Below are 23,156 nucleotides of genomic sequence, written 5' to 3' on the forward strand. Positions count from 1 at the left end.
AATTTTGGATTATTTTAAACATCAAGACATCGAGCCGAAATGGCAAAAGCGTTGGGACGAGAAAGATGCGTTCCGGACGACAGAAGACCCGGACAAGGAGTGTTTCTACGTCCTTGACATGTTCCCATATCCATCAGGAGCCGGCCTTCACGTCGGTCACCCGGAAGGTTACACGGCGACGGACATCATCGCCCGCATGAAACGGATGCAAGGCTTCAACGTCCTCCATCCAATGGGGTGGGACGCGTTCGGTCTTCCGGCCGAGCAATATGCCCTCGACACAGGGAATGACCCGCGCGAGTTCACAGAGCGCAACATCGGCACATTCCGACGCCAGTTGAAAGAGCTCGGTTTCTCATACGATTGGGATCGTGAAATCAGCACAACCGACCCGAAATACTACAAGTGGACGCAATGGATTTTCACACAGCTCCATGACCGCGGACTCGCCTACGTCGATGAAGTCGCCGTCAACTGGTGCCCGGCTCTCGGGACGGTACTCGCCAACGAAGAAGTCATCGACGGCTTGTCAGAGCGCGGCAGCCATCCGGTTTACCGTGTCCCGATGAAGCAGTGGGTGCTCCGCATTACGGAATACGCAGAGCGGTTGCTCGATGATTTAGAAGGGCTTGACTGGCCAGACAGCGTCAAAGAGATGCAACGCAACTGGATCGGCAAGTCGGTCGGGGCAGAAGTCGATTTCAAAGTCGACGGTCACGAAAAAGTCGTCACGGTGTTCACGACACGTCCGGACACACTTTACGGCGCGACATACGTCACGCTCGCACCGGAGCACCCGTTCGTGAAAGCAATCGCGACACCGGAACAAACCGTCGCCATCGAGGCGTACGTCGAAGAAGTCTCGAAAAAGACAGATCTCGAACGGACCGATCTTGCTAAAGAGAAAACAGGCGTGTTTACTGGCGCTTACGCGATCAACCCGGTCAATGGTGAGAAGCTTCCAATCTGGATTGCTGACTACGTGTTGTCAACGTATGGTACAGGTGCGGTCATGGCCGTTCCTGGACATGATGAGCGCGACTATGAGTTCGCGAAGACGTTTGACCTTCCAATCCGTGAAGTCGTCACCGGCGGCAACTTGGATGAGGCGGCTTACGTCGAGGATGGCGTCCACATCAACTCAGGTAGCTTGGACGGTCTCAATAAAGCCGACGCGATCGCCAAGATCATCGAAGAGCTTGAACTTGCCGGCACTGGCCGTGCGAAGACGACGTATCGTCTCCGCGACTGGTTGTTCAGCCGTCAGCGCTATTGGGGCGAGCCGATTCCAATCGTTCATATGGAAGATGGCACGCTCAAGACGGTCCCGGTCGAAGACCTCCCGCTCGAACTCCCGATCATCGATGAAATCAAACCGTCGGGTACGGGTGAATCGCCGCTTGCGAACGCAGACGAGTGGTTGACGTACACGGATCCAGTGACGGGTGAGAAGGGTCGTCGCGAGACGAACACGATGCCACAATGGGCCGGCAGCTGCTGGTACTACATTCGCTTCATCGATCCGCACAATGAAGACATGATCGCGGACCCAGAGAAGTTGAAGCGTTGGCTTCCGGTCGATTTGTATATCGGTGGTACGGAGCACGCGGTCCTACACTTGCTCTACGCTCGTTTCTGGCACAAAGTGCTCTACGATATCGGCATCGTCCCGACGAAAGAGCCGTTCCAAAAACTCTATAACCAAGGGATGATCCTTGGTGAGAACAACGAGAAGATGTCGAAATCGAAAGGGAACGTCGTCAACCCGGATGACATCATCAAGTCGCACGGAGCCGACACGCTTCGTCTTTACGAGATGTTCATGGGACCACTCGATGCGGCCATCGCTTGGTCGACGAACGGTCTCGACGGCGCTCGTCGCTTCCTTGACCGTGTCTGGCGTTTGTTCAATCAGACAGAGCTTCAAGACGTCGCACCGACTGCCGACTTCGAACGGACGTACCATCAGACGGTGAAGAAAGTGACAGAAGATTATGAGGCGCTCCGTTTCAACACGGCGATTTCGCAACTCATGGTCTTCATCAACGAAGCGTATAAACAAGACACGCTTCCGAAACAAGAAATGATCAACTTCGTTAAGATGCTCGCCCCGGTCGCGCCACACTTGGCCGAAGAGTTGTGGGAGCGTCTCGGCATGACGGAAGACTTGACGTATGCGGCATGGCCGAAGTTTGATGAGTCGAAACTCGTCAGCGACACGATTGAAGTCGTCATCCAAGTGAACGGCAAGCTTCGTGCGAAGATGCACGTGGCCCGCGACGCTTCGAAAGAAGCGCTCGAGGCCGATGCGCTCGCGAACGAACGCGTTCAAGAGTTCACGGAAGGGAAGACGGTCCGCAAAGTGATCGTCGTTCCAGGTAAGCTCGTCAATATCGTCGTTGGATAAGCAAAGGAATGTGTGACATTGTCACACGTTCCTTTCTTTTGTATGATGTCGTTTTCTTTTCGGGGCGGGTTTGTTACACTAAAGGGCGATACTGCATGTAAAGGGGACGAAACGTCCATGAAACGTTCTTACGTACTATATACGACGCTGTTTGCCGTCGTCGTCGGCGTGATTTTGTGCTATGTGTTCGTCTTTTCGGACGAGGATATTCAAAGCCAAATCGCCTCGACGTTTGAAAAAATAGAGATTCAAACGAGTCACCAAGCGACATCTGTACCTCCCGTCGAAGCTTCGCCGGACGAGGAGGATATCGATACGACCGATGCCCTCGAACAGATTCAACAGCTCGACGAAGTGTACTATAGTGACACGATCGGGTCATATCTCGTCTTGACGAAAAATAAAGAGTTTTTCGAAGTGAGCGGGAACGCCAATCGCGTGAACGCGTCACTCATCCTCAGCAACGAAGGACAGCCCTACCGGTTCGGCGAGTTCATCGGTATGCGCATGATTTCCGAGGACAAGATTTATGCCGTCACGGCGAATGGGGTTCTCGTGACAATCGAGCGTGAAGAAGGCCGGTGGACGGAACAACGACGCAAATTGATTAAAGGAATCGCCTCGACAGACCGATTGTTCGGCCTCGGTTATGACGAGGAGACGAAACGACTGATCATCATGAGCCGTTTGGCGGACACGCCGGATGTGGAACTGTTATACGTCCAAGAGCGCACGCTCGAGGAAGAGACGGCCAACGATAGTGGAGTGGAAACGGATGCGGCGACCGAGACCGATTCAGACGACGCGACATCGATGACCGATGAAGCGGATGCTGAAGCAACGCTGGAACCGACAACGGAATGGGCGGTCGAGTCGAGGAAGCCGCTCACGACCGAAGGGATGAGCGCCTCGATTCAACAGAAGTTCGAGAACTTCCGCGGTGTCGGCCTCGTCGAACGCCAAGGGCGCATTTACGTCCTCGACTCGGAAGAGCTCGTCCTCTATACGGTCAATCCGGACGAAGGGACGATGAACGGGCAGATGGTGACACCCCGTGTGTATGGCTCGACCGGAATGTTCCTGCAAGACAATGAGATATTCGCCATCGTGCGACCAGATGTGTTCGACCTTGACGATTTCGTCTCGGTCGACTGAATAAAAAATAAAATTATACGTCATCTCTATCTATGGACAATTATGGTAGAAATGGCGTATATTTTATTGGTATGTAAGCGTTATATTTTATTAGGTGTAAATAACTCGGTCACTATACTGGAGGAATAAGATTGCTATTAAGTAACAATGACATTAAAAGGGAGATAGTTAAGGCTAAAAACATTAGTATATATCCATTGAAATTGGAAAATATAAAGGGTAGTTCTTTGAATCTATCTGCAAGTAAAATGGCGTGGCGAGTCTCTGATAGAAAGTCGGCGGTTGTTGCTGATACTACTATTATAATTCCTCCTAGGGATACAGTATGTATTTATACTAATGAAGCGATTTGGGTTTCAAGAAGAGTAGGAGGTACTTATCACCCAAGGGTATCATTAGTATCTAAAGGGTTAGGACATATTTCCACTACTTTAGATCCGGGGTGGGCTGGGGTATCGCTAGTTGCTGTAAATAATCCAAGTGATAAAGAAATTGTTATAAATGTGGGCGAAGCTTTTGTTTCTGTAATGTTTTATTACTTGAAAACACCTTCCTCTTTAAATGATCATGAAAACTTAGCGAGTAGACCTGACATTGGAAAAGTTTTTGACCTTTCACCTGAGGAACATTCATTTTTAGAAATGTCATGGCATAGAAATCAGTCAAATATTACAAAAAACATGATTAAGAGCCTAGAATATAATGATTTGAAAAGCCAAAAATTAAAATTTAGACGAACCTTAACAACGATTACTTCAAGTCCTTTGTTTTCTACTATCTTTGGAGGCATTATTACTGGGGCTATAATTTATTTTTTAGGATTTAATTAATAGTCTTATTTGCAAACTTGAAATACTTACTCAAAAAATAAAGAAAACACAGGATTCAAGTGTATAATAGTCAGGAAAATAAAAATGGCTATTACTATAGGAGTGATAATTTTGAAGCGAGGATATTTTTATGAAGAGGTTAAGCATTTCCATAAAACTTTCGGGCATCCAAATGCTACGTATCCGAAACCGTTGACTATTGATCGGGCAATCAAAAGGTCAGTATGGACTGCTGAAGAAGCAGTAGTTGAATTTTTATTTCATTCTGCGCAAAATAAGGAAGAATTTATAACAGCTATCGATGAATTTAAGAAAGGTTTTGAAAAATCTGTTAGTATTACCTCTGAACTATCTTTGCCATCCAGTGAAGTTGATCGTATAGTGGGACAAGCTGACGCGCTCACGGACGCCCTCTATTTCGTGATGGGCAGTTTCGTCGAGCTCGGGCTCGACCCGGTGCCGTTGTTCGAGATCGTGCAGCGCGCCAATATGGCGAAGCTCGGTCCGGATGGTAAGCCGATCCTGCGCGCGTCAGACAATAAGGTCATGAAGCCGGAAGGCTGGTTGCCACCCGAGCCAGAGCTCGAGGCGGAAGTGCGACGCCAACTTGAAGCGAAACAGTGACACCAAAAGAGAGCCTATCGCGCGCGATAGGCTCTCTTTCTTATACGGTTGTACGTACAGCAAATTCTGCGGCGTGCGACCCGGCACAATGCCCGGTCGTGAAGGCGGCCGTGATGTTATAACCACCTGTATAGCCGTGAATGTCGAGCACCTCGCCGGCGAAGAACAGGCCGTCCGCTTTCTTCGACATCATCGTCTGCGGGGCGATCTCTTTGACAGAGACGCCGCCGCCGGTGACGAATGCTTTATCGAAATCGAGCGTCCCGGTCGCATGTAGCTCAAACGTCTTCAGTCGTGTCGCAAAATCGATGACCGATTGCTTCTTCAACTGACTCGCGTCTTCTTCACCGAAAGCGAGGTCGGCCAACAACAGGTCGAGCATCCGTTCCGGGATAAACCCTTTCCAGACGTTCTTGACGGCCCGTTTCGGTTGTTCTTGGACTTGGTTCCAGAGCTCTTGATACAGCTCGTCACGTGCCATGTCCGGGAACAAGTCGAGCGAGAGGGCGACGACGCGCTCTTTGCTGCGTTTGCGCTCTTTAATCGTATATTGGCTGCACCGGAGGGCGATCGGGCCCGAGATGCCGAAGTGCGTGAATATCATATCGCCACGGTGTGTCTTGATCGGTTTGCCTTTTTTGCCGTGGACGGTGAGGGCGACGTCCCGGAGCGACAGCCCTTGAAGCTGTTTTGTGCCGATAAAGGCATCGTTCAACAAAATCGGCACCTCGGTCGGGAACAGTTCCGTGATCGTGTGCCCGGCTTTCTCGGCCCACGGATATCCGTCGCCGGTCGAGCCGGTGTGGGGGACAGATTGTCCGCCGACAGCGATGACACAGGCGCCTGCCTCGATGCGTTCGCCGTCCTCCAGTTCGACCGCTTCAAACTCGTTTGCTTCATTAAAATGGAGCGTCTTCACTTTCGCGTTTTTGCGAATCTCGACACCGAGTGCGTCGATGGCGCCGAGGAGCGTGTTGACGACATCTTGCGCTTTGTCCGTCACTGGGAACATCCGGCCGTTGTCTTCTTCTTTTAATGGGATGCCGAACCCGGTGAACAAGTCGATAATCGACTGGTTGTCGAACTGGGCGAGGGCGCTATATAAGAAGCGTCCGTTCCCCGGAATGAACTGAATCAGTTCGTCGACGGGCTTGCGGTTCGTGACGTTACAGCGCCCGCCGCCAGAAATGGCGAGCTTGCGTCCGAGCTTCGAACCTTTATCAATCAGGAGCGTGTTCGCTCCGGCTTTGGCGGCGGCGTAGGTCGCCATCAGGCCGCTTGGGCCTCCTCCGATGACGATGACATCTTTCATCATGGTATCCCTCGTTTCTCTTCTCAATCTAAACTTTAACGGTTCGTAACTTTATTATCTGCAACAGTAAGAGTATAATGAGAAACGGTTGTTTTGTAAAACTAGGTACATTAGTTGTGAAAGAATAGATGGAGGTATCTCATGTCATCAAGCGTCAAACAAGATTCAGGACGGGAGTCCTTCGTCAAAGGCACGCTGCTCTTATCAGCCGGAAATTTGATCTCGCGTGCGCTCGGACTGCTCTATACGTTTCCCTTCCAAGCGATGGTCGGGATTGCCGGCGTCACGCTCTATCAGGCGGCCTACACCTATTATGCGCTCATGATCGCCATTTCGACGGCGGGGATTCCTGTCGCCGTCTCAAAATTTATCGCCAAGTATAACGCGCTCGGTGAATATGGCACGAGTCAGCGCTTGTTCCGTCAAGGGATGAAGCTGATGCTCGTGACCGGAGTCGTCGCTTTTTTATTACTGTTTTTCTCAGCACCGTGGTTATCAGAACTCATGGTCCGCAACTCGGAGAACAATCAGCAATATATCGACTCGTTGACGCTCGTCACGCGTAGCGTCAGTTTCGCACTCCTGCTCATCCCAGCGATGAGCATGGTGCGCGGCTATTTCCAAGGACATCAGGACATGGCCCCGACGGCCATCTCGCAAGTCATCGAACAGATCGTCCGCATCATGTTCCTGCTCAGCGGAACGATGCTCGTCTTGTTCGTCTTCTCGGACTCGGCACTCATTCGTCCGCTCGCCGACTCGCTCGGTGGGACCGCTGCCGTGGCGACGACCGAGTTGAACGGGTTGAAAGTACTCGCCGTGACGATCGCGACGTTCAGCGCCTTTATCGGGGCGATCGGAAGTATCGTCGTGCTCGCCATGTATTGGCGCAAACGGAAAGACATCCATCGTCAGACGGATAATCCGGCCGGTACGCCAGTCCGTTCGATGAAATCGCTCTTGCTCGAGTTGCTCAGTTACTCGATCCCGATCGTCATGGTCGGCTTGTCGACGCCGCTCTATCAGTTCGTCGACCAGTTGACGATGGTCAACACGTTGCTCAACTCGGGCAAGTCAGTCGCTGAAGCGACGTCCGCTTTTGGATTCTTGACCGGGAACGCCCATAAGATCGTCTTGATTCCGGTCTCGATCGCGGCAAGTGTGTCGATGGCGACGATTCCGCTCGTCACGAAATCGTTCACGCACGGCGACATGAATAAAGTCCGTAATCAAGTGAACCACATCTTCCAAGTGTCGTTCTTTGTCACCATCCCGGCCGTCATCGGGTTGGTCGCCCTTTCCGAGCCGTTGTTCGGGACACTGTTCCCGGGTGACCGGGAAGGGTGGGTCTACTTGCTCCACTATGCGCCGAGTGCGTTCTTCCTGGCCTATTACTCGGTGGCAGCGGCCATCCTGCAAGGGATCAATCGTCAGTACTTCACGATTTTCGCGACGGCGATGGGACTATTGACGAAAGCTGCACTCAACGTACCGTTCGTCTATGCGCTCGGCGGCATCGGCGCCGGTTACGCGACGATCGCCGGCTATATTGTCGCGATCATCCTCATGGTGTGGAAAATTCAACGGACGCTCCAGTTCCCGTATGAGCAATTGTTGCGTCGGACGATGCTCATGTTTGCCATGGGTGGGGCGATGTTTATCGCGGTATACGGCTCGTTGTTCGTCACGCTCCGAGATGAGCCGAGCTGGGGGAACGATATATTGGCTACGGTCGTCGGTTTCGGAATCGGCCTCGTCGTATACGGCTATCTCGGTTGGAGAAGTCACTTGGCCGGAAAACTACTAGGGAAACGATTCCAATATCGGAGGAAAGCATAATGCGAATTGATAAATTATTGGCGAACATGGGATATGGTTCGCGTAAAGACGTCAAGATTTTATTGAAACAAGGGGCCGTCCGGATCGATGACCAGCCCGTCAAAGATGCGAAACGACAAATCAACTTAGAGGCGGAACGTGTGACCGTGCACGGGGAAGTCGTCGAGTACAAACCGTTCGTCTATTTGATGATGAACAAGCCGGCTGGTGTCATCAGTGCGACCGAGGACAAAGTCGAGTCGACGGTCGTCGATTTAATCGACCCGGCCTATGCCCATTACGATTTGTTCCCGGTCGGACGCCTCGACAAAGATACGACCGGCCTGTTGCTATTGACGAACGATGGGGCGTTCAATCACGCGCTCATGTCACCTCGTAAACACGTCGACAAAGTGTATATCGCCGAAGTCGATGGGGAGATGACGGCAGATGATGTCCGTCGCTTCGCCGAAGGCGTCGAACTCGAGGACGGCTACACGACGAAACCGGCACGACTTGAACTGCTCAGCAAGTCCGGGCGCCGCTCGACGATTCGCTTGACGCTCTCGGAAGGGAAGTATCATCAAGTGAAACGGATGGTCGCCGCGGTCGGAAAACATGTGGAACGGCTCGAGCGCGTCCAAATCGGTGGCCTCGAACTCGATCCGACGCTTGAACCTGGTGCATACCGTGAGTTGACAGCACCGGAAGTCGACTTGTTCCTCATATGATTCGGAAGTACGTGTCAATCGGCACGTACTTTTTTGTGCAAAAAAAGGGACCCGCGTGCGGAATCCCTTGTAACTTGTTATTCAATTTGCCGTCTTGAGTGAACGTTTTGATGACGTCCACGTGCCCCGACTCGGACTTTCAACCAGATTGTTGTATTCAAGAACGTTTAAATCACGTTGTACGGTGCGTGACGTGATCCCAAACTCCTCTACTAGTTCTGAAGTGGTGACGCATTCCCTTTCGTTAATGAACAAATAAATGGACTTGATGCGGGTTAGCATACGATCTGTTGAACCTTTCATTGGATGACCTCCCAATGCGTAGAATGATGAAAGACAAAACCTACGGACGACAAATGAGATATGAAATTGTTATTTTCTAAAATTACACCTTTAGTATACCGCTCTCAAATAGAATTGCAAGTGAAAAGAACGAACAATCAAAATGTAAAGAACATGTTATGAACGTAAATATCGAATGAACATCGTGTAAATGGATAATAAAACTTCTAAAAGACGAACGAAAAAATATTTTCGAAATGAATGTTCGTCTTTCTAACATTTGGATATACTAATAAGGGAGAGAACATTCGCAAAGGGGAGATTGAGATGAATTGGAGACAAGAAGTCGACGCACGAACAGACGCGTTTTTAGAAGATTTAAAAGGGTTGTTACAAATCCCGAGCGTCCTCGATGAAGACAAGGCCGGACCGAACGAGCCGTTTGGTCCTGAAGTCCGCCGTGCCCTCGATTATATGTTTGCGTTAGGAGAGCGTGACGGATTCGTGACGAAAGATGTCGGCGGTTACGCTGGCCATTTGGAGTACGGGTCAGGCGAAGAAATCGTTGGGATCCTCTGCCACTTAGACGTGGTGCCGGCCGGAGACGGATGGACGTATGGGGCGTTCAATCCGACGGTCGCGGACGGGAAACTGTACGCCCGCGGCAGCAATGACGATAAGGGTCCGACGATGGCTGCTTATTACGGGTTGCGCATCGTGAAAGAACTCGGGTTGCCGTTATCAAAACGTGTCCGACTCATCGCCGGTTGTGACGAGGAGAGCGAATGGCGCTGTGTCCGTGAATATTTTAAGCAGGAAGCGATGCCGACATACGGTTTCGCACCGGATGCTGATTTCCCGATTATTAACGCGGAAAAAGGTTTGTATGACGGTGTCTTGAAGCAACTCCCAATTCAGCGCGTACCCGGCTCGAAACATCACTTGGTCTCGTTCGTGAGCGGAGAACGTCCGAACATGGTCCCAGATTTCGCGACCGCGGTACTCGAGACAGAAGATGTGCTCGAAGAAAAATTTGAGGCCTACCTTGCGAAATATGAGGCCGACGGGACGTGCACATGGGACGCGGGGACGTATACGTTCACGATGAAAGGTGTCGCCGCCCATGCGATGGAGCCGGATAATGGTGTGAACGCGGCCTACGTACTTGCCGGGTTCCTACTGACGCTTCCACTCGATATTCAAGGGGAGCGCTACATCGAGTTCATCCGCCACGTCTTTGCTGACTCACGCGGGATTTCGCTCGGCATCGAAGCGACCGACGAGACCGGTGACTTGACGATTAACGGTGGCGTGTTCCGCTATCAGGGCGAAGAGCGGACGGCGACGGTCAATATCCGTTATCCGTATACCGCGAAGTTTGAAGAACGATTGCAAAACTTGAAAGAGATCGCCTTGTCGTTCGGGTTCGAACTGTCGACGCGTCACCACATGCCGCCGCACCACGTGGCCGAAGACCATCCGCTCGTGAAAACGTTGGCGGATGTGTATGAGCGTCAAACCGGCGAATCGGCACACTTGATGGCCATCGGCGGAGGAACGTATGCCCGTTCGCTCGAGGCTGGTGTGGCCTTCGGCGCATTGTTCCCAGGAGCGAAAGATGTCGCGCACCAAGTCGATGAATACATGGAAATTGAAGATTTACTTCGCGCCGCCGCCATCTATGCGGAAGCGATTTATGAGCTCGCTAAATAATAATCCGTGAGAGCTGACTGACTCGGTCGGCTCTCTGTCTGTTAGGAAGGAAGTTTACAGTGAACCAACAAAAACTATCGTTTCAATCAATGTATGTCGCTATCTTTTTCGCACAAGGGGCCCTCATTCCTTACATGGCACTTTTCTTCTCGCAGGCACGCTTTGATTTGTCTCCGGGTCAGGTCGGGACGATTGTCGCCATCATGCCGATCCTCTCGATTGGTGTCCAGCCGTTATGGGGCATGCTTGCCGATCGGACGGGCCGTGTCCGGGCGTGGCTCGGTATCGCCATGATCGGGGCGGCCGCCCTTTCCATCACGTTCTTGTTCGCGACCGATTACGTTTGGATCGTGCTCTTGATGGTCGCCTGGTCGGTGTTCCAATGCGCGCATATCCCGCTTATCGATATGATGACGCTCGATTATACGGCCCGTGTCAAAATTGATTATGGAGCCATCCGTCTATTCGGATCGGCCGGTTTCGCTATCGCTGTTTTCATGATGGGACGAATCGCGGATACGACGTGGGGGCTTGCGAGCACATTTTTGCTCAGCGCCATCGTACTCGTGGCCGGTAGCATCGTGCTAAGGACGATTGCCGAACCGGTGGCAACGCGCGCGACGACGGTCGCCCCGTTCGCTTGGTCGGCCGTCTGGAACGCCCCGTTCATCGCCTTTTTGATTGGGGGCATGCTCGTCTTCGGTCCAATCTATGCAAACAACTATTACTTCGGGATATACGTGACGAGTATCGGCGGCTCGACGACGCTCGTCGGGACGTTGTTTTTAGTGGCCGTGCTTTGTGAGATCCCGTTCATGAAAGTGGCGTATCAAATCGTTGAACGTCTTGGGACGGTCAACGTACTTGCGGGAGCGGCGTTAGTTTCAGCGCTCCGCAACGGTTGGCTCGCACTCGAACCAGAACTGTGGGTCGTCTGGCTGCTCGCCATCGTCCAAGGGCTCGTCGTCGGCCTGCTCATTCCGGTCGCGCTTCAGTTTGTGCGAAGCCTTGTCAGCCGAAACGTCACCTCGACGGCGATTGGCGTCTATATGGCAGTTACTTCAGGTTTGGCGACGGCCGCGTTCAATCAGTTGAGCGGAATCATCATTGAAGTGAACAGCATTATCGGTGTATTTTGGATGTACACAGTCGTCAGTGTGATTGGCGCGATTTTATTCTTAGGGTTGAGACGGTTTCGTGAGAAAGGATGATTCCGATGTCGACACATTACTTTATAGCGCTACCGATGGAGGCGGCGGAGTTCGAACGCGTTCAACGGGCCATCTTGCCGTTTTATTCGTATCGCCGGACGTATCGGCCGGAAGAATTCCATTTGACGCTTCAGTTTCTTGGCGCATTGGACGATGATGAAGTCGAGGTGGTCAAAGAGATCACGCGTGACGTGACGGAAGTGACGGCTCCGTTTTCACTGACGTTCCAACAAATCGATCACTTCGGGAGACCAGATCGTCCTCGAGTGTTGACGATCGTCCCGGACTCGTCTGCAGAATTGACGGCGCTCACCGGGACGCTCCGGCGCAAGCTGTCTGAAGAGATTGCGTCACTCGACCGGAAACCGTTCGTCCCGCACGTCACGCTCGCCAAAAAGTGGGACACCGGGTCGATCAGTCCATATATCCCCCCGACGTTCACGATCGAAGAGTCGATTGAAGCCGTCATCCTTTATCGAATCAATCCGAACCACACCCCTGCCTATGAGGCAGTTGAAGTATTTCCGTTACAGCGGTCAGAGGAGGACACATGGCGATCCCGATTAAAATTTTTGACGTGACATCTAAATATGAACGAAATATGCTCGATCAGTTCAATCGTTTCCAAGAATACGTCGAGTCCGATATCGCCCGTATGCGCCGCCTGCATGAGTCCAATCGGTTGAATCCACCCGAGATCATGGAGTTTGAGAACCCGTGGTGGAAATTTTGGCGTCGAACGGAACGTATCGAGCTCGAACCGACCCCGCTCTCGGAGACGCAGTTCCAGGCGCTCCTCGCGAACCGTCGCCACATCCAGAAGTTGCAGTTCGCGTGTGAAGGGGCGACCGAAGCAGACATGCCGTTCTTGCCGTTCCTTCGTGAATACGGTTATCGCAAGATGGTGACCGAATGGAACGACCAACACTTCTTCATGTATCGTCCAGTTGTCGAATGGAACGGGGCAACTGTCGAATTGAGCCATCTTATCATCGGACCATCACATCTGTATTTGGTCGAATGGCTTGACGGGGATCGGAGCATCTATCACATCTCAAAGCAGAAGACATGGATTCATCAACCGCTCAAAGGGAAAAATAAACGTGTAGTCAATCCGCTCATTGCATTGACGCGCACTGAAGAAATCATTCGACAGTTTCTTCCGTCCTATGACGGGGTCATCCAAAAAGTCACGGTGGCCCCAGAAGGCTATTTCGATCACGTGCCCGAGACACGGTCGACTCAGTTCATTTCACGCTCTGATTATGAGTCGTGGCTGAAACAAGTGAACACGAGGGCACCGATCGTCAAAGCCCAACAAATTCGAGATGTGGCGAAACTACTAGATGCGACAGCCCAGATGCCGTTTCGACAATTTTTGGACCAGTAGGTTGGAGAGGATGGAACGCGTATGCATCACACACCAGAGCAGCAAACGACGTCACATGTGACGATTGAACGGGCATCTTTGCTCTCGTTCGAGACGATTCGACTGGAAGTCATCGCCGAATATGAATCCGTTCCAGTACAGATTGAACAGAACGGTCGACCGGTCGACTATGTGGTGCTCAATGAATGGACGACAGAGGCCGGTACGATTGAGCGAGATATCCGATTGGCGCGACCGGTCACGCTTGAAGCGGTCTATACTGTATTTCACCCCGGACATAAAACGATTGTCGTCGTGCCACGTGAAATCGTGCATACGGACGAGTTCGAACGCCGTTATGCCTATGACGGACCGCTCGGCCTCACTTTTTCCGAACACTCGATCGAGGCATACGTTTGGTCTCCCGTCGCGTTCTCGATTTGGCTCGTCATCCACGACTCGACGACACATCGTGAAATCGAGCGGTTTCGTATGTCTAAAGAGAGCCGTGGTGTCTGGCATGCCGACGTGCCTCGGTTTTATGAAGGTCACTATTATCGACTGTACGTCAAGACGCCAGTCGAAACGAACGAGGTCGTCGATCCTTACGCGAAAGCCGTCAGCCTGAATGGCGAATTTGGCGTATTGATCGATGTCGAGGCGCATGTCGCCGCCCATGTCACTCCGACGGAACGGCCGCCGCTTCGGAAAGCGACCGATGCGGTCATCTATGAACTGAACATCCGGGACTTCACGAGCCATCCGTCCTCGATGAGTCAGATGCAAGGTTTGTATGGCAGCATCGTCGAGACCGGAATGAGAACGAGAGGCGAGAACAGTGCCGGCTTCGATTATTTGAAAGAACTCGGGGTCACCCATCTGCAACTGTTGCCTGTCCATGACTTCGGCAGCGTCGATGAGGCGACCCGGATGCCATACAATTGGGGATACGACCCGATTCATTGGTTCGGGTTAGAGGGGAGTTACGCCTCAGACCCAGCCGAGCCGTTATCGAGAATTCTAGAATATGCTCATATGGTCGAGGAACTGCATCGTCACGGGATGCGGGTCGTCGTCGATGTCGTCATGAACCATGTCTTTATCCGTGAACAATCCTCGCTCGAAGCGCTCGTCCCTTACTACTATTTCCGTTATGAACATGACGGGACGGTCGCGAACGGGACTGGGGTTGGGAATGACACGGCCTCGGAACGATACATGATGCGGCGGATGATTGTCGATTGTGTGACTTTCTTTGCCGAGGCGTATCACGTTGACGGCTTCCGGTTCGACTTGATGGGGATCCATGATGTCGAGACGATGAATCAAGTCCGGGCTTCGCTTGATAAGATTGATCGTTCAATCTTGATTTACGGGGAAGGATGGGATTTGGCGACACCGCTCAGCCCATCGTTAAAAGCCTCGTCCCATAACGCCGCCTTTATGCCTCGAATCGGGCACTTCAATGACATGATGCGGGACGCGTTAAAGGGGTCGACGTTCAATGACCGCGAACGCGGTTTTGTCTCTGGTAACGAATGGCGGGAATGGGAGCTTCGAGAGTGCATCACGGGAGCGGTTCAAATCCCAAACGTCACCGTCGGACGATTCCCGAGCCCGCAATATACAATCAATTACGTCGAGGCGCATGACAATTACACGACCTACGATAAATTGCTCTTATCGTGTGAGGATATGGATGAGGCGGTGCGATTACGGATGCAACGATTCGCCACGGCCATCGTCATCACGTCGCAAGGCGTCCCGTTCCTCCATGCAGGCCAGGAGTTCGGTCGGACGAAACAAGGGGTCGAAAATAGTTACAACGCACCGGACCGAATCAATCACTTCGATTGGGATTTGCGGGACGAGCGTCAGAGTGAAGTCGAATTCGTGAAGACGCTGCTGAAATTGCGGCGCCGTCATACGTGTTTCCGTTACGATAGTCGGCAGAAAGTCGTGGAGCAATTCAAGTTCCTTCCGTCGCCTCCAGGCGTGATCGCCTACGAGTTGACGGCGAGCCATTCCTACGATGCGTGGCAACGCGTCCGTGTCTATTTGAACGGAACATTCGGTGACGTGACGTTTCATGCCGACGGAGACTGGAACGTTTATGTGCAAGGGGAAACGGCGAGCCTCGTCCCGATTGCACGAAATCCGCGTGAGATTCAAGTCGAGTCGTTGTCAATGACGATTATCGCGTGTTAATATGGTGATTGTATCTTTGTAATTCTTAATGAGATTTGAGCGTGATGAATATGTATTCAGATATAATCGGTGCGCTCGGTGAAGAGTGGACGGTGGCTTCCGCAGGCGGGATTACAGGCGAAGCGTACGTAGCGACGACGCGCCAACAAAAAATCTTTGTCAAACGGAACTCGTCCCCGTTTTTAGCCATTCTTTCCGCCGAAGGCATCGTCCCCAAATTGCTGTGGACGAAGCGGATGTTCAACGGCGACGTCCTCAGTGCCCAACAGTTCATCGAAGGTCGTGAGCTATCGCCAACCGATATGAAACGGTCTGATGTGGCGGCACAGCTTGGGAAGATTCATCATTCGAAAGAGCTATTATTCATGCTGCAGCAATTGAATCATACACCGGTCACGTCGACGCTATTGCTTCGGCAATGTGCCGCCTATGAGCAAGACGAGGCGGATGTGACGATTGATGAAGCGGTCCGTTGGCTCACTATGCATCAACCGATTGATGACGAACGTGAACTTGTCGTCTGCCATTCGGACCTTAACCATAATAACTGGATCGAGGACGAGACGGGTCTATTGTATTTGACCGACTGGGATGACGCCATCATCGCCGACCGTGCCTTTGACTTGGCGATGGTCGTTTACAGTTATGTCGATGAGGCGGAGTGGGAGACGTGGTTTAGCCATTACGGCATCCGTTACACGTCAGAGCTCCATTACCGGATGCACTGGTATGCGATTGCCCAGACGGTTCTCACGTTGTATGGGGAACAGAACGGTATCGCCCGGGCAGAAGGATTGACCGTGCTCCGTGAACTGCTCGATGAGGCAGATGAACGGACACAATGAAAAAAGGGATGGATCACGAGTGTGAGCCATCCCTTTCCATATGCATTAGACATCATCAGGTTTCATGAAATACGCCCAAACGAACGTGGCGATGACGGCGCCGAAAAACGTCAGCGGGGCCGCATAAAAGATTAAAAATTGATCCAACGTGCTCATCGATATAACCTCCTTGTGAAGGATGATTCATGTTCATTAAACAATGATTTCGTGTATAATCGCAAGGGGACTGCTCGCACGAAGCGACTAGTCAGCATAAACTTGAACATTTCTTGAACGAAAGGTTGGAAAAACATGCGTTTACGTCACAAACCTTGGGCCAAAGAATATATGGAAGCTCAAGAACACGTCTTTATCACTCATCCCGAAACGTTAAAAGGGAACTGGAAAGCAGAATTTAAGAACGACAATCCGCTCTTCATCGAGGTCGGTTCGGGGAAAGGGCAATTCATTTTAGGGATGGCCCAACAGTTCCCGGACGTCAACTTCATCGCCATCGAGTTATTCGAGAGCGTCGCCGTATCGATCGTGCAAAAGCTCGTCGAGACACCGATGCCAAACGTCCGCGTGTTGACTGTTGATGCCAAGCAACTCGTCGACTACTTCGAAGCCGGTGAAGTCGATCGCGTCTATTTGAATTTCTCCGATCCATGGCCGAAGACACGCCATGCGAAACGTCGTTTGACGTATAAAACGTTCCTCGCCACATACGAGGCTGTGTTGCCACGCGGAGGCGAGATTCATTTCAAGACGGATAACCGGGGGTTATTCGAATATTCGCTCGAAAGCATGAGCCAATACGGCATGTACTTCACAGATATTTCACTTGATCTTCATGCGAACGAACCGGCGGATAACGTGCGCACCGAGTACGAAGAGCGCTTCAGCGCCATGGGACAACCGATTTATCGGATGGAGGCAGCTTTCCGTCCGAAAATTTGACACGCTTTTTTCTTATTTTAATAGCATTTTCTTCACACTTTTTTCTTTCTTCTTGGTACAATAGGAATGACGCTAAACTGGAATTAGAGAAGGGGGAACATGGGGATGTTGAAAAAAGCATGGGCAAGCCTGCTTGCACTAATCTTCATTCTAACAATCGCACCACTTAATACCTCGGCAAACGAGGCGTTCTTGGACGCCCTTGAAGAGGATCTGAAAGCCACGCATTATGACTACAAAGAAGGAACGGCTGAAATCGTAAAAGAAGAGACGCTCCGTCATTCGAATGGCAATGAAGTCATTGCGGCGGTCGTTGAAATTGATACGGTCCGTGACGGCATCTTCATCACACGTAAGACCGAGTTCCATTACTATGATGCGACGGACAACAAAATCCTCGCAACAGCTGACCTCGCAGAAGTCGAAGGCGCGACTGAATTTGCGGATGCGAACATCGACATGCTCGGACAACAAATTGTCTATTGGTTGCCTGTGTTGATTTTGCTACTCTTAATCGCGATCCCGGTAGTCATCTTGTTCGTGGTTGTTCCACGTTTCTACTCGACGACTGAGTTCATGAACCCGATTTATGAGAAAAACGATAACCCACGTTAAAAAAAGAGCCGCGAGGCTCTTTTTTTATGCCATTTTCAATTGTTCGACGATTTGAGCGACATCCATGCCGTTACCGGATGAGACGGAAGCGACGAAGGCACTCTCGACGATCGGACCGTCATAGAACTGAATCGTTTTATCGCCTTCATACATATCGACAGCGAGTTCTGCGTTCATCGTGGCCGAACCGATATCGGATAAGATGAGCGCTTCTTTGTCGACGGCCTCGATTGCCTCGAGGATACGGGTCACATCTGTCCCGATGCTGCCGTCCTCAAGCCCGCTCGCTAAATGGATCGGAACGGCGGGGGCCATCTCTTTCATCAAGTCTTGAATCCCTTCAGCGATTTTAGCGCTATGGGATACGATGATGAGCTCTACGATGTCACTCAACCTCCTTCATAATCGCTTTCAACACGATGGAACTCGAGAGTGCGCCAGGGTCGACCGTGCCGCGTGAGTTTTCACCGAAATAAGATGCCCGTCCTTTCGTGGCGATCATATCTTCGGTCTCGCCGACGAGGCGGTCGAGTTTGGCATCAAAATCGTCAGCCTCGCTCAAGTCAGACAAGAACGGTTCCCACACATCGACCATTGTCTTCTGGCCAACTTCTGACTTCCCGCGCGCCTTGATCGCTGTCGACGCCTCAAGAAGCGCTTCTTTAACGAGCGTGAAATCGGCCTCAGTCGCGTCACCAAACTTAGGTGCAGCCTTGACGAATGCCGACCCGTATAGTGGACCGGCTGCGCCGCCGACTTTCGACATGAGCGTCATCCCGACTTTCTTGCTCAAGTCGCCAAGGCTGGCATAGTCGTCATCGAGTACGGCGACGACCGCTTCAAAGCCGCGCGACATATTGATACCGTGGTCTCCGTCACCGATGGCGCGGTCGAGGTCGGTCAGTGTATCCTTGTTCGCCTCAATCTCGGATTGGGCGTGTCGTAATGCTTGCTTGAACCCATCAATCGTCAACATTGCATAAACACCTCATTCATTGGATTAGAGTTTGAAACCGAGTGCCGCCGACGGTGCATCGAGATAACCCGTCATTTCTTCGTCGAGCGGCAAGAGCGTGATCGAGAACCCGTGCATCTCGAGGGATGTCATATAGTTGCCGACGTATTTCCGTTTCAACGTGTAGCCGGCATCTTCTAATTTTTTCGCGACAAAGTGATACGTCACGTACAATTCAGACAAGGGCGTACCGCCCATACCGTTGACCATAACGGCAACTTCGCCAGGACTCACTTCTTTTTTCAAGTGGTCGAGCAGGTCATCCACGATGGCATCGACGTTCGTCGTCGACTTCCGTTCGACGCCGCGCTCCCCGTGAATCCCGATGCCGATTTCCATCTCTTCTTCATTCAAATCAAAACCTGGCTTGCCGCTCACCGGCATGTAACAAGGTTCGACAGCCATACCCATCGAGCGAACGTTTGCCGCGACCTTCTCCGCAAGCGCTTTCACTTCGGCGAGTGATTTCCCGCTCGCTGCGGCCGCACCGGCGATTTTATGCACAAACACGGTACCGGCAACACCGCGGCGGTCTTCCTTGTTCGAGATGGCGACATCGTCTGCGACGACGACGTGGTCGACTTTAATTCCTTCGGCGTCCGCAAGTTCGGCGGCGAGCTCGAAGTTCATGACGTCACCGGCATAGTTTTTGACGACGAGTAATACCCCGTTTCCTCCATCGGCCGCCTTGATGCCTTCGAGCACCATGTCCGGGGTCGGGGACGTGAACACTTCACCGCATACAGCGGCATCGAGCATCCCGTCACCTACATAACCAGCGTGGGCCGGTTCATGACCGCTGCCTCCACCCGAGACGAGTCCGACTTTTCCGGACTTGGCCCCGTCAGCACGACAGATGACGTTGAAACCTTCCACACGACCGTACAGTTCAGGATGGGCATGGACCATTCCTTCGACCATTTGTGACACGAGCTCGGTTGCTTCACCGATCAGTTTCTTCACGTGGGATCACTCCTTTTTGAGTTTGAAAAGTACCATATTCAATTTTCCACTCTTTCGCCCAAATTAAACAAAAAAAGTCGGCGAATGTCATCGCCGACCCCACATCATGCATATTCAAGTAAAGCGCCAGTCTCTGAATCGACTGTAAATTGGTACGTCTTCTCTTCGTCGTTCTCGAGAACCGAGATGCCGCCTTTAAAGACGTCATACTCACGTCCGTCATACGTGTAAATCTCAGGTGATGCCGAGATCCATGCGCCTTGAACGTGACCTTTGGCTGAGAATGCCCGTTTCGTGTACTCGAGCGCGTCCTCGGCCGATAAGCTTCGTTCATCTAACACTTTTTTCGTCATAAGTGCGGCCGCGATGGCAACCCCGATCCCAACTAACCAATACCTTTTCTTCATATGACTACCTCCCCTTGAACTATGGCTATCATGTACATCGTACCAAAACCTGTACCCCATTGGAACGAAAACCATTCGCATCTGCCGAAAAGTTCTGTATATAATGAAACAAGAACGGTTGAAGGGATGGTTGGAAATGGAACAAAAAACGAGAGACTTATTCAAGACGTTGACAGAACTTCCGGGCGCACCTGGATTCGAATCAGAGGTTCGTCAGTTTGTTCGTGACCGAATCACACCGCATGTCGATGAAGTCATGACGGACGGTATCGGCTCAATCTTTGGGAAACGGGTCGGGGACGAGGCGGGACCACGCATCATGGTCGCTGGACATATGGACGAAGTCGCGTTCATGGTCACCCGGATCACAGAAAACGGGATGCTATACATACAGCCGCTCGGTGGATGGTGGAGCCAAGTGCTCATGGCGCAACGGTTTGATATCGTGACGAACGATGGATTGATTCCGGGCGTCGTCGCATCGACACCTCCGCACCTGCTCGGACCGGACGCAATGAGTAAACCGATGGACATGAAACAGATGTTTATCGACATTGGCGCCGATACGAAAGAAGAAGCCGAGTCATGGGGTGTCCGTCCGGGTCTTCCGGCTGTGCCGACAAGCGACTTCACGCCGCTCAAACATCCGAAAAAGATTATGGCCAAAGCATGGGATAACCGTTATGGGGTTGGTCTGGCGGTCGAGTTGCTCGAAGAGACGACAAAAGCCGATCATCCGAACATCTTGTTCTCGGGTGCGACTGTCCAAGAAGAAGTCGGACTCCGTGGAGCGCAAACGGCAGCCGAAATGATTCGTCCGGACGTCGCGCTCGTTCTCGATGCGTCACCGGCTAACGATGCGTCTGGCAATAAGACGGAGTTCGGCCAACTCGGGGAAGGGGCGCTCATCCGAATCCTTGACCGGGTCATGGTCATGTCTCCAGAGATGCGTGACTTCTTACTCGACACGGCGTCTGATGAAAACATCAAAACGCAGTACTTCGTCTCGCCAGGTGGAACGGACGCAGGCCGCATCCATATGAGCGGGGAAGGGGTCCCGACGGCCGTGATCGGTGTCGCGGCGCGTTACATCCATACACACGCCTCGATTCTGCATACGGACGACTATGATGCGGCGAAAGCGCTACTCAAGGCGCTTGTCAAACGACTCGATCGTTCGACGATGGAGACGCTTCGAGCTTCACGCTAAAGGTAGGGAGAACGTCACTCTAATCTGTACCCCTTGTAAAGGACATTAATAAAAAAACTTATGCTGATTCAAGGAGATGATTCCTGTACTGTACGGGAGTCATCTTTTTCATGTTCCATTGATAACGATGATGGTTGTAATAGTTAATGGTTTTTCGGATTTCACGCTGTAGTGAATCGAACGTGGTACAGGCCTTTAACTCGACGATATCCTTGAAATGTCCAAAGAATGATTCCTGGACAGCGTTATCCCAACAGTTGCCCCGTCGGGACATGGATTGACCTAGCTTCATACGCTTCACCTCTTTCTGATAGGTCGGGCTCGTGTAGTGCCCTCCTTGATCTGAATGGATGAATGCGTCCTTGTCCAAGCGAATCCTCCGGTTCTTCCGTAAACGCTTCAACGTATCCAATACAATGTCGAGATTGATGTTCTCAGAGAGTTGATGCGCCAGTACCTCATTGGTCGAACCGTCCACGATGGTCGAAAGATAGGCTCGCTTACCGTTCCCGTAAAATATGTAGGTGATATCGGTGAGAAGCACCTTGTAGGGAGTGCCCTGTTTGAATTCGCGTTTGAGGCGATTCGGCACCACCCGGTGCTCGGCCGTCGCCTTAATGAGCCGTTTGTATGGCTTCGCCTTGCGGATTGGACACACGATGTTGTATTTCCGCATGATACGTCGGATACACTTCAGGTTCATCGTCACACCGAAATGACCAGACAGCACCATCTTGATCTGCCTAGCACCCTTCTTGCGCTTCTTGAAGTGGAACGCCTTCAGAACGAGGTCACGAAGAGCCACGTCTTTCGATTCGCGCTCCTGTCTGGTCTGTCTCCTCCGTTCCGAGAAATAGGCGTGGTATCCCTGACGTGACACCCCGGCCACCTGGCAGAGATGGCTGACCATCCCCTTCATTTTGTGCTTGATGATGACACCTTGAATCAGCTCATACTTTTGCGATGCGTTAAGTCCAGCTTTCCTCTCCCTTCCGCCAGGCGGATCTCCTTTAATAGTTCGACCTCTGCTTTCAACAGTTTGTTTTCGGCCTCGAGCTTCGCGTACCGTTCTTCTGTCGACAGCTCTTTATCTCTCCAACGTCCTGAATTACTTGATCGTGTATCGCGCAGCCCCATTACCCCATCTTTTCGGTAAGCTCGTGTCCAACGATTTTTACAAGAACTCATACGCCGTTCACCGAGTACCTCCACATCGAATCCACATCCCCGGAAGATTTCCACAGGGAACTTTCCTTCCAACGTCTGTGCTATAAAAAGTTCCTTAAACTCATCGGTATACGTGATCCCTTTCGGGCTCACAGATTTAACGTAAGGATTTGCGGCTAGCGCATCTATTTCTTTTGACGTAAATATCTTCTTCGACACTCGAATTCACTCCCAATATGATTTAGTCCAGTGTACACAAAAACCCTGAGCAGTAGACTTTTTTTTAGTGTCTACTACTCAGGGTACAGTTTACTCGTGTAGTGGCGTTTTTTATA

General features: G+C 51.6%; 23 protein-coding genes. 15 read left to right on the forward strand and 8 right to left on the reverse strand.

The window, feature by feature from the left end:
• Positions 1-4 precede the first annotated feature (4 nt).
• The 4 genes from leuS to FED52_RS04855 all read left to right on the forward strand — a co-directional run bounded on the left by leuS (position 5) and on the right by FED52_RS04855 (position 5,016).
• Positions 5-2,407, forward strand: coding sequence for a leucine--tRNA ligase (leuS, locus tag FED52_RS04840; protein ID WP_138859152.1), 2,403 nt, complete (start codon positions 5-7; stop codon positions 2,405-2,407).
• A gap of 117 nt (positions 2,408-2,524) precedes the next feature.
• Positions 2,525-3,562: a hypothetical protein gene (locus FED52_RS04845; protein ID WP_138859153.1), complete on the forward strand. Its 1,038-nt coding sequence runs from the start codon at positions 2,525-2,527 to the stop codon at positions 3,560-3,562.
• 131 nt (positions 3,563-3,693) lie between these two features.
• Positions 3,694-4,392 carry a dCTP deaminase domain-containing protein gene (locus FED52_RS04850; protein ID WP_138859154.1) on the forward strand — a complete coding sequence of 233 codons (699 nt, stop codon included), beginning with the start codon at positions 3,694-3,696 and terminating at the stop codon, positions 4,390-4,392.
• Between the two features lie 84 nt (positions 4,393-4,476).
• Positions 4,477-5,016, forward strand: a complete 540-nt coding sequence (locus tag FED52_RS04855; protein WP_240731313.1) for a pyrophosphohydrolase domain-containing protein — start codon at positions 4,477-4,479, stop codon at positions 5,014-5,016.
• A gap of 40 nt (positions 5,017-5,056) precedes the next feature.
• Here the strand turns inward: FED52_RS04855 and FED52_RS04860 are convergent, their stop codons facing one another.
• Complete coding sequence (locus tag FED52_RS04860) at positions 5,057-6,331, reverse strand: BaiN/RdsA family NAD(P)/FAD-dependent oxidoreductase (protein WP_034778302.1); 1,275 nt, start codon at positions 6,329-6,331, stop codon at positions 5,057-5,059.
• Positions 6,332-6,469: 138 nt separating this feature from the next.
• Here FED52_RS04860 and FED52_RS04865 point away from each other — a divergent pair, with 138 nt between their 5' ends.
• Together FED52_RS04865 and FED52_RS04870 are read left to right on the forward strand one after the other, a co-directional pair.
• The gene (locus tag FED52_RS04865; protein ID WP_138859156.1) at positions 6,470-8,167 is read left to right on the forward strand and encodes a putative polysaccharide biosynthesis protein; all 1,698 of its coding nucleotides are present in this window, start codon (positions 6,470-6,472) and stop codon (positions 8,165-8,167) included.
• Positions 8,167-8,877, forward strand: a complete 711-nt coding sequence (locus tag FED52_RS04870) for a pseudouridine synthase (RefSeq protein WP_138859157.1) — start codon at positions 8,167-8,169, stop codon at positions 8,875-8,877. The genes FED52_RS04865 and FED52_RS04870 overlap by 1 nt, the downstream gene beginning before the upstream one ends.
• A gap of 81 nt (positions 8,878-8,958) precedes the next feature.
• Here FED52_RS04870 and FED52_RS04875 read toward each other — a convergent pair whose 3' ends face one another.
• The gene (locus FED52_RS04875; RefSeq protein WP_081637897.1) at positions 8,959-9,180 is read right to left on the reverse strand and encodes a DeoR family transcriptional regulator; all 222 of its coding nucleotides are present in this window, start codon (positions 9,178-9,180) and stop codon (positions 8,959-8,961) included.
• Between the two features lie 306 nt (positions 9,181-9,486).
• Here FED52_RS04875 and pepV point away from each other — a divergent pair, with 306 nt between their 5' ends.
• From pepV to FED52_RS04905, 6 genes are read left to right on the forward strand one after another with little or no spacing between them, the layout of a single operon-like run.
• Positions 9,487-10,872 carry a dipeptidase PepV gene (gene pepV, locus FED52_RS04880; RefSeq protein ID WP_138859158.1) on the forward strand — a complete coding sequence of 462 codons (1,386 nt, stop codon included), beginning with the start codon at positions 9,487-9,489 and terminating at the stop codon, positions 10,870-10,872.
• A gap of 59 nt (positions 10,873-10,931) precedes the next feature.
• Positions 10,932-12,083: an MFS transporter gene (locus FED52_RS04885; RefSeq protein ID WP_084592834.1), complete on the forward strand. Its 1,152-nt coding sequence runs from the start codon at positions 10,932-10,934 to the stop codon at positions 12,081-12,083.
• 5 nt (positions 12,084-12,088) lie between these two features.
• Positions 12,089-12,664 carry an RNA 2',3'-cyclic phosphodiesterase gene (gene thpR, locus FED52_RS04890; protein ID WP_138859159.1) on the forward strand — a complete coding sequence of 192 codons (576 nt, stop codon included), beginning with the start codon at positions 12,089-12,091 and terminating at the stop codon, positions 12,662-12,664.
• Positions 12,634-13,473 carry an NERD domain-containing protein gene (locus tag FED52_RS04895; protein WP_138859160.1) on the forward strand — a complete coding sequence of 280 codons (840 nt, stop codon included), beginning with the start codon at positions 12,634-12,636 and terminating at the stop codon, positions 13,471-13,473. Before thpR ends, FED52_RS04895 begins: the two co-directional genes overlap by 31 nt.
• Before the next feature lie 21 nt (positions 13,474-13,494).
• Positions 13,495-15,660, forward strand: coding sequence for a type I pullulanase (gene pulA, locus FED52_RS04900; protein ID WP_167491777.1), 2,166 nt, complete (start codon positions 13,495-13,497; stop codon positions 15,658-15,660).
• 50 nt (positions 15,661-15,710) lie between these two features.
• Positions 15,711-16,505, forward strand: coding sequence for a phosphotransferase family protein (locus FED52_RS04905; RefSeq protein WP_034779996.1), 795 nt, complete (start codon positions 15,711-15,713; stop codon positions 16,503-16,505).
• A gap of 45 nt (positions 16,506-16,550) precedes the next feature.
• Here the strand turns inward: FED52_RS04905 and cydS are convergent, their stop codons facing one another.
• A complete protein-coding gene (gene cydS, locus FED52_RS14055; RefSeq protein ID WP_021065570.1) occupies positions 16,551-16,661 on the reverse strand; it encodes a cytochrome bd oxidase small subunit CydS family protein in 111 nt (36 codons plus the stop codon).
• 135 nt (positions 16,662-16,796) lie between these two features.
• Here cydS and trmB point away from each other — a divergent pair, with 135 nt between their 5' ends.
• The gene (gene trmB, locus FED52_RS04910) at positions 16,797-17,444 is read left to right on the forward strand and encodes a tRNA (guanosine(46)-N7)-methyltransferase TrmB (RefSeq protein ID WP_138859161.1); all 648 of its coding nucleotides are present in this window, start codon (positions 16,797-16,799) and stop codon (positions 17,442-17,444) included.
• A 105-nt stretch (positions 17,445-17,549) separates the two neighbouring features.
• Positions 17,550-18,059: a hypothetical protein gene (locus FED52_RS04915; RefSeq protein WP_233004420.1), complete on the forward strand. Its 510-nt coding sequence runs from the start codon at positions 17,550-17,552 to the stop codon at positions 18,057-18,059.
• Between the two features lie 24 nt (positions 18,060-18,083).
• Here the strand turns inward: FED52_RS04915 and dhaM are convergent, their stop codons facing one another.
• From dhaM to FED52_RS04935, 4 genes are all read right to left on the reverse strand, one after another.
• Entirely contained in the window at positions 18,084-18,452 is a 369-nt protein-coding gene (gene dhaM, locus FED52_RS04920) for a dihydroxyacetone kinase phosphoryl donor subunit DhaM (protein ID WP_256440833.1), read from the reverse strand.
• A complete protein-coding gene (dhaL, locus tag FED52_RS04925) occupies positions 18,445-19,035 on the reverse strand; it encodes a dihydroxyacetone kinase subunit DhaL (RefSeq protein ID WP_138859163.1) in 591 nt (196 codons plus the stop codon). Before dhaL ends, dhaM begins: the two co-directional genes overlap by 8 nt.
• 24 nt (positions 19,036-19,059) lie before the next feature.
• Positions 19,060-20,037 carry a dihydroxyacetone kinase subunit DhaK gene (gene dhaK / locus FED52_RS04930; protein WP_138859164.1) on the reverse strand — a complete coding sequence of 326 codons (978 nt, stop codon included), beginning with the start codon at positions 20,035-20,037 and terminating at the stop codon, positions 19,060-19,062.
• Positions 20,038-20,141: 104 nt separating this feature from the next.
• Positions 20,142-20,444: a PepSY domain-containing protein gene (locus FED52_RS04935; protein ID WP_021065576.1), complete on the reverse strand. Its 303-nt coding sequence runs from the start codon at positions 20,442-20,444 to the stop codon at positions 20,142-20,144.
• A gap of 136 nt (positions 20,445-20,580) precedes the next feature.
• Here FED52_RS04935 and FED52_RS04940 point away from each other — a divergent pair, with 136 nt between their 5' ends.
• Complete coding sequence (locus FED52_RS04940) at positions 20,581-21,654, forward strand: M42 family metallopeptidase (protein ID WP_034778279.1); 1,074 nt, start codon at positions 20,581-20,583, stop codon at positions 21,652-21,654.
• A gap of 58 nt (positions 21,655-21,712) precedes the next feature.
• Here FED52_RS04940 and FED52_RS04945 read toward each other — a convergent pair.
• A protein-coding gene (locus tag FED52_RS04945; RefSeq protein ID WP_138858667.1) for an IS3 family transposase occupies positions 21,713-23,040 on the reverse strand; the annotation gives its coding sequence in 2 pieces (ribosomal slippage) (positions 21,713-22,641 and positions 22,641-23,040; 1,329 coding nt in all).
• Positions 23,041-23,156: the final 116 nt, after the last annotated feature.

This window comes from Exiguobacterium mexicanum, assembly GCF_005960665.1.
GTDB classification, from domain to species: domain Bacteria; phylum Bacillota; class Bacilli; order Exiguobacteriales; family Exiguobacteriaceae; genus Exiguobacterium; species Exiguobacterium mexicanum_A.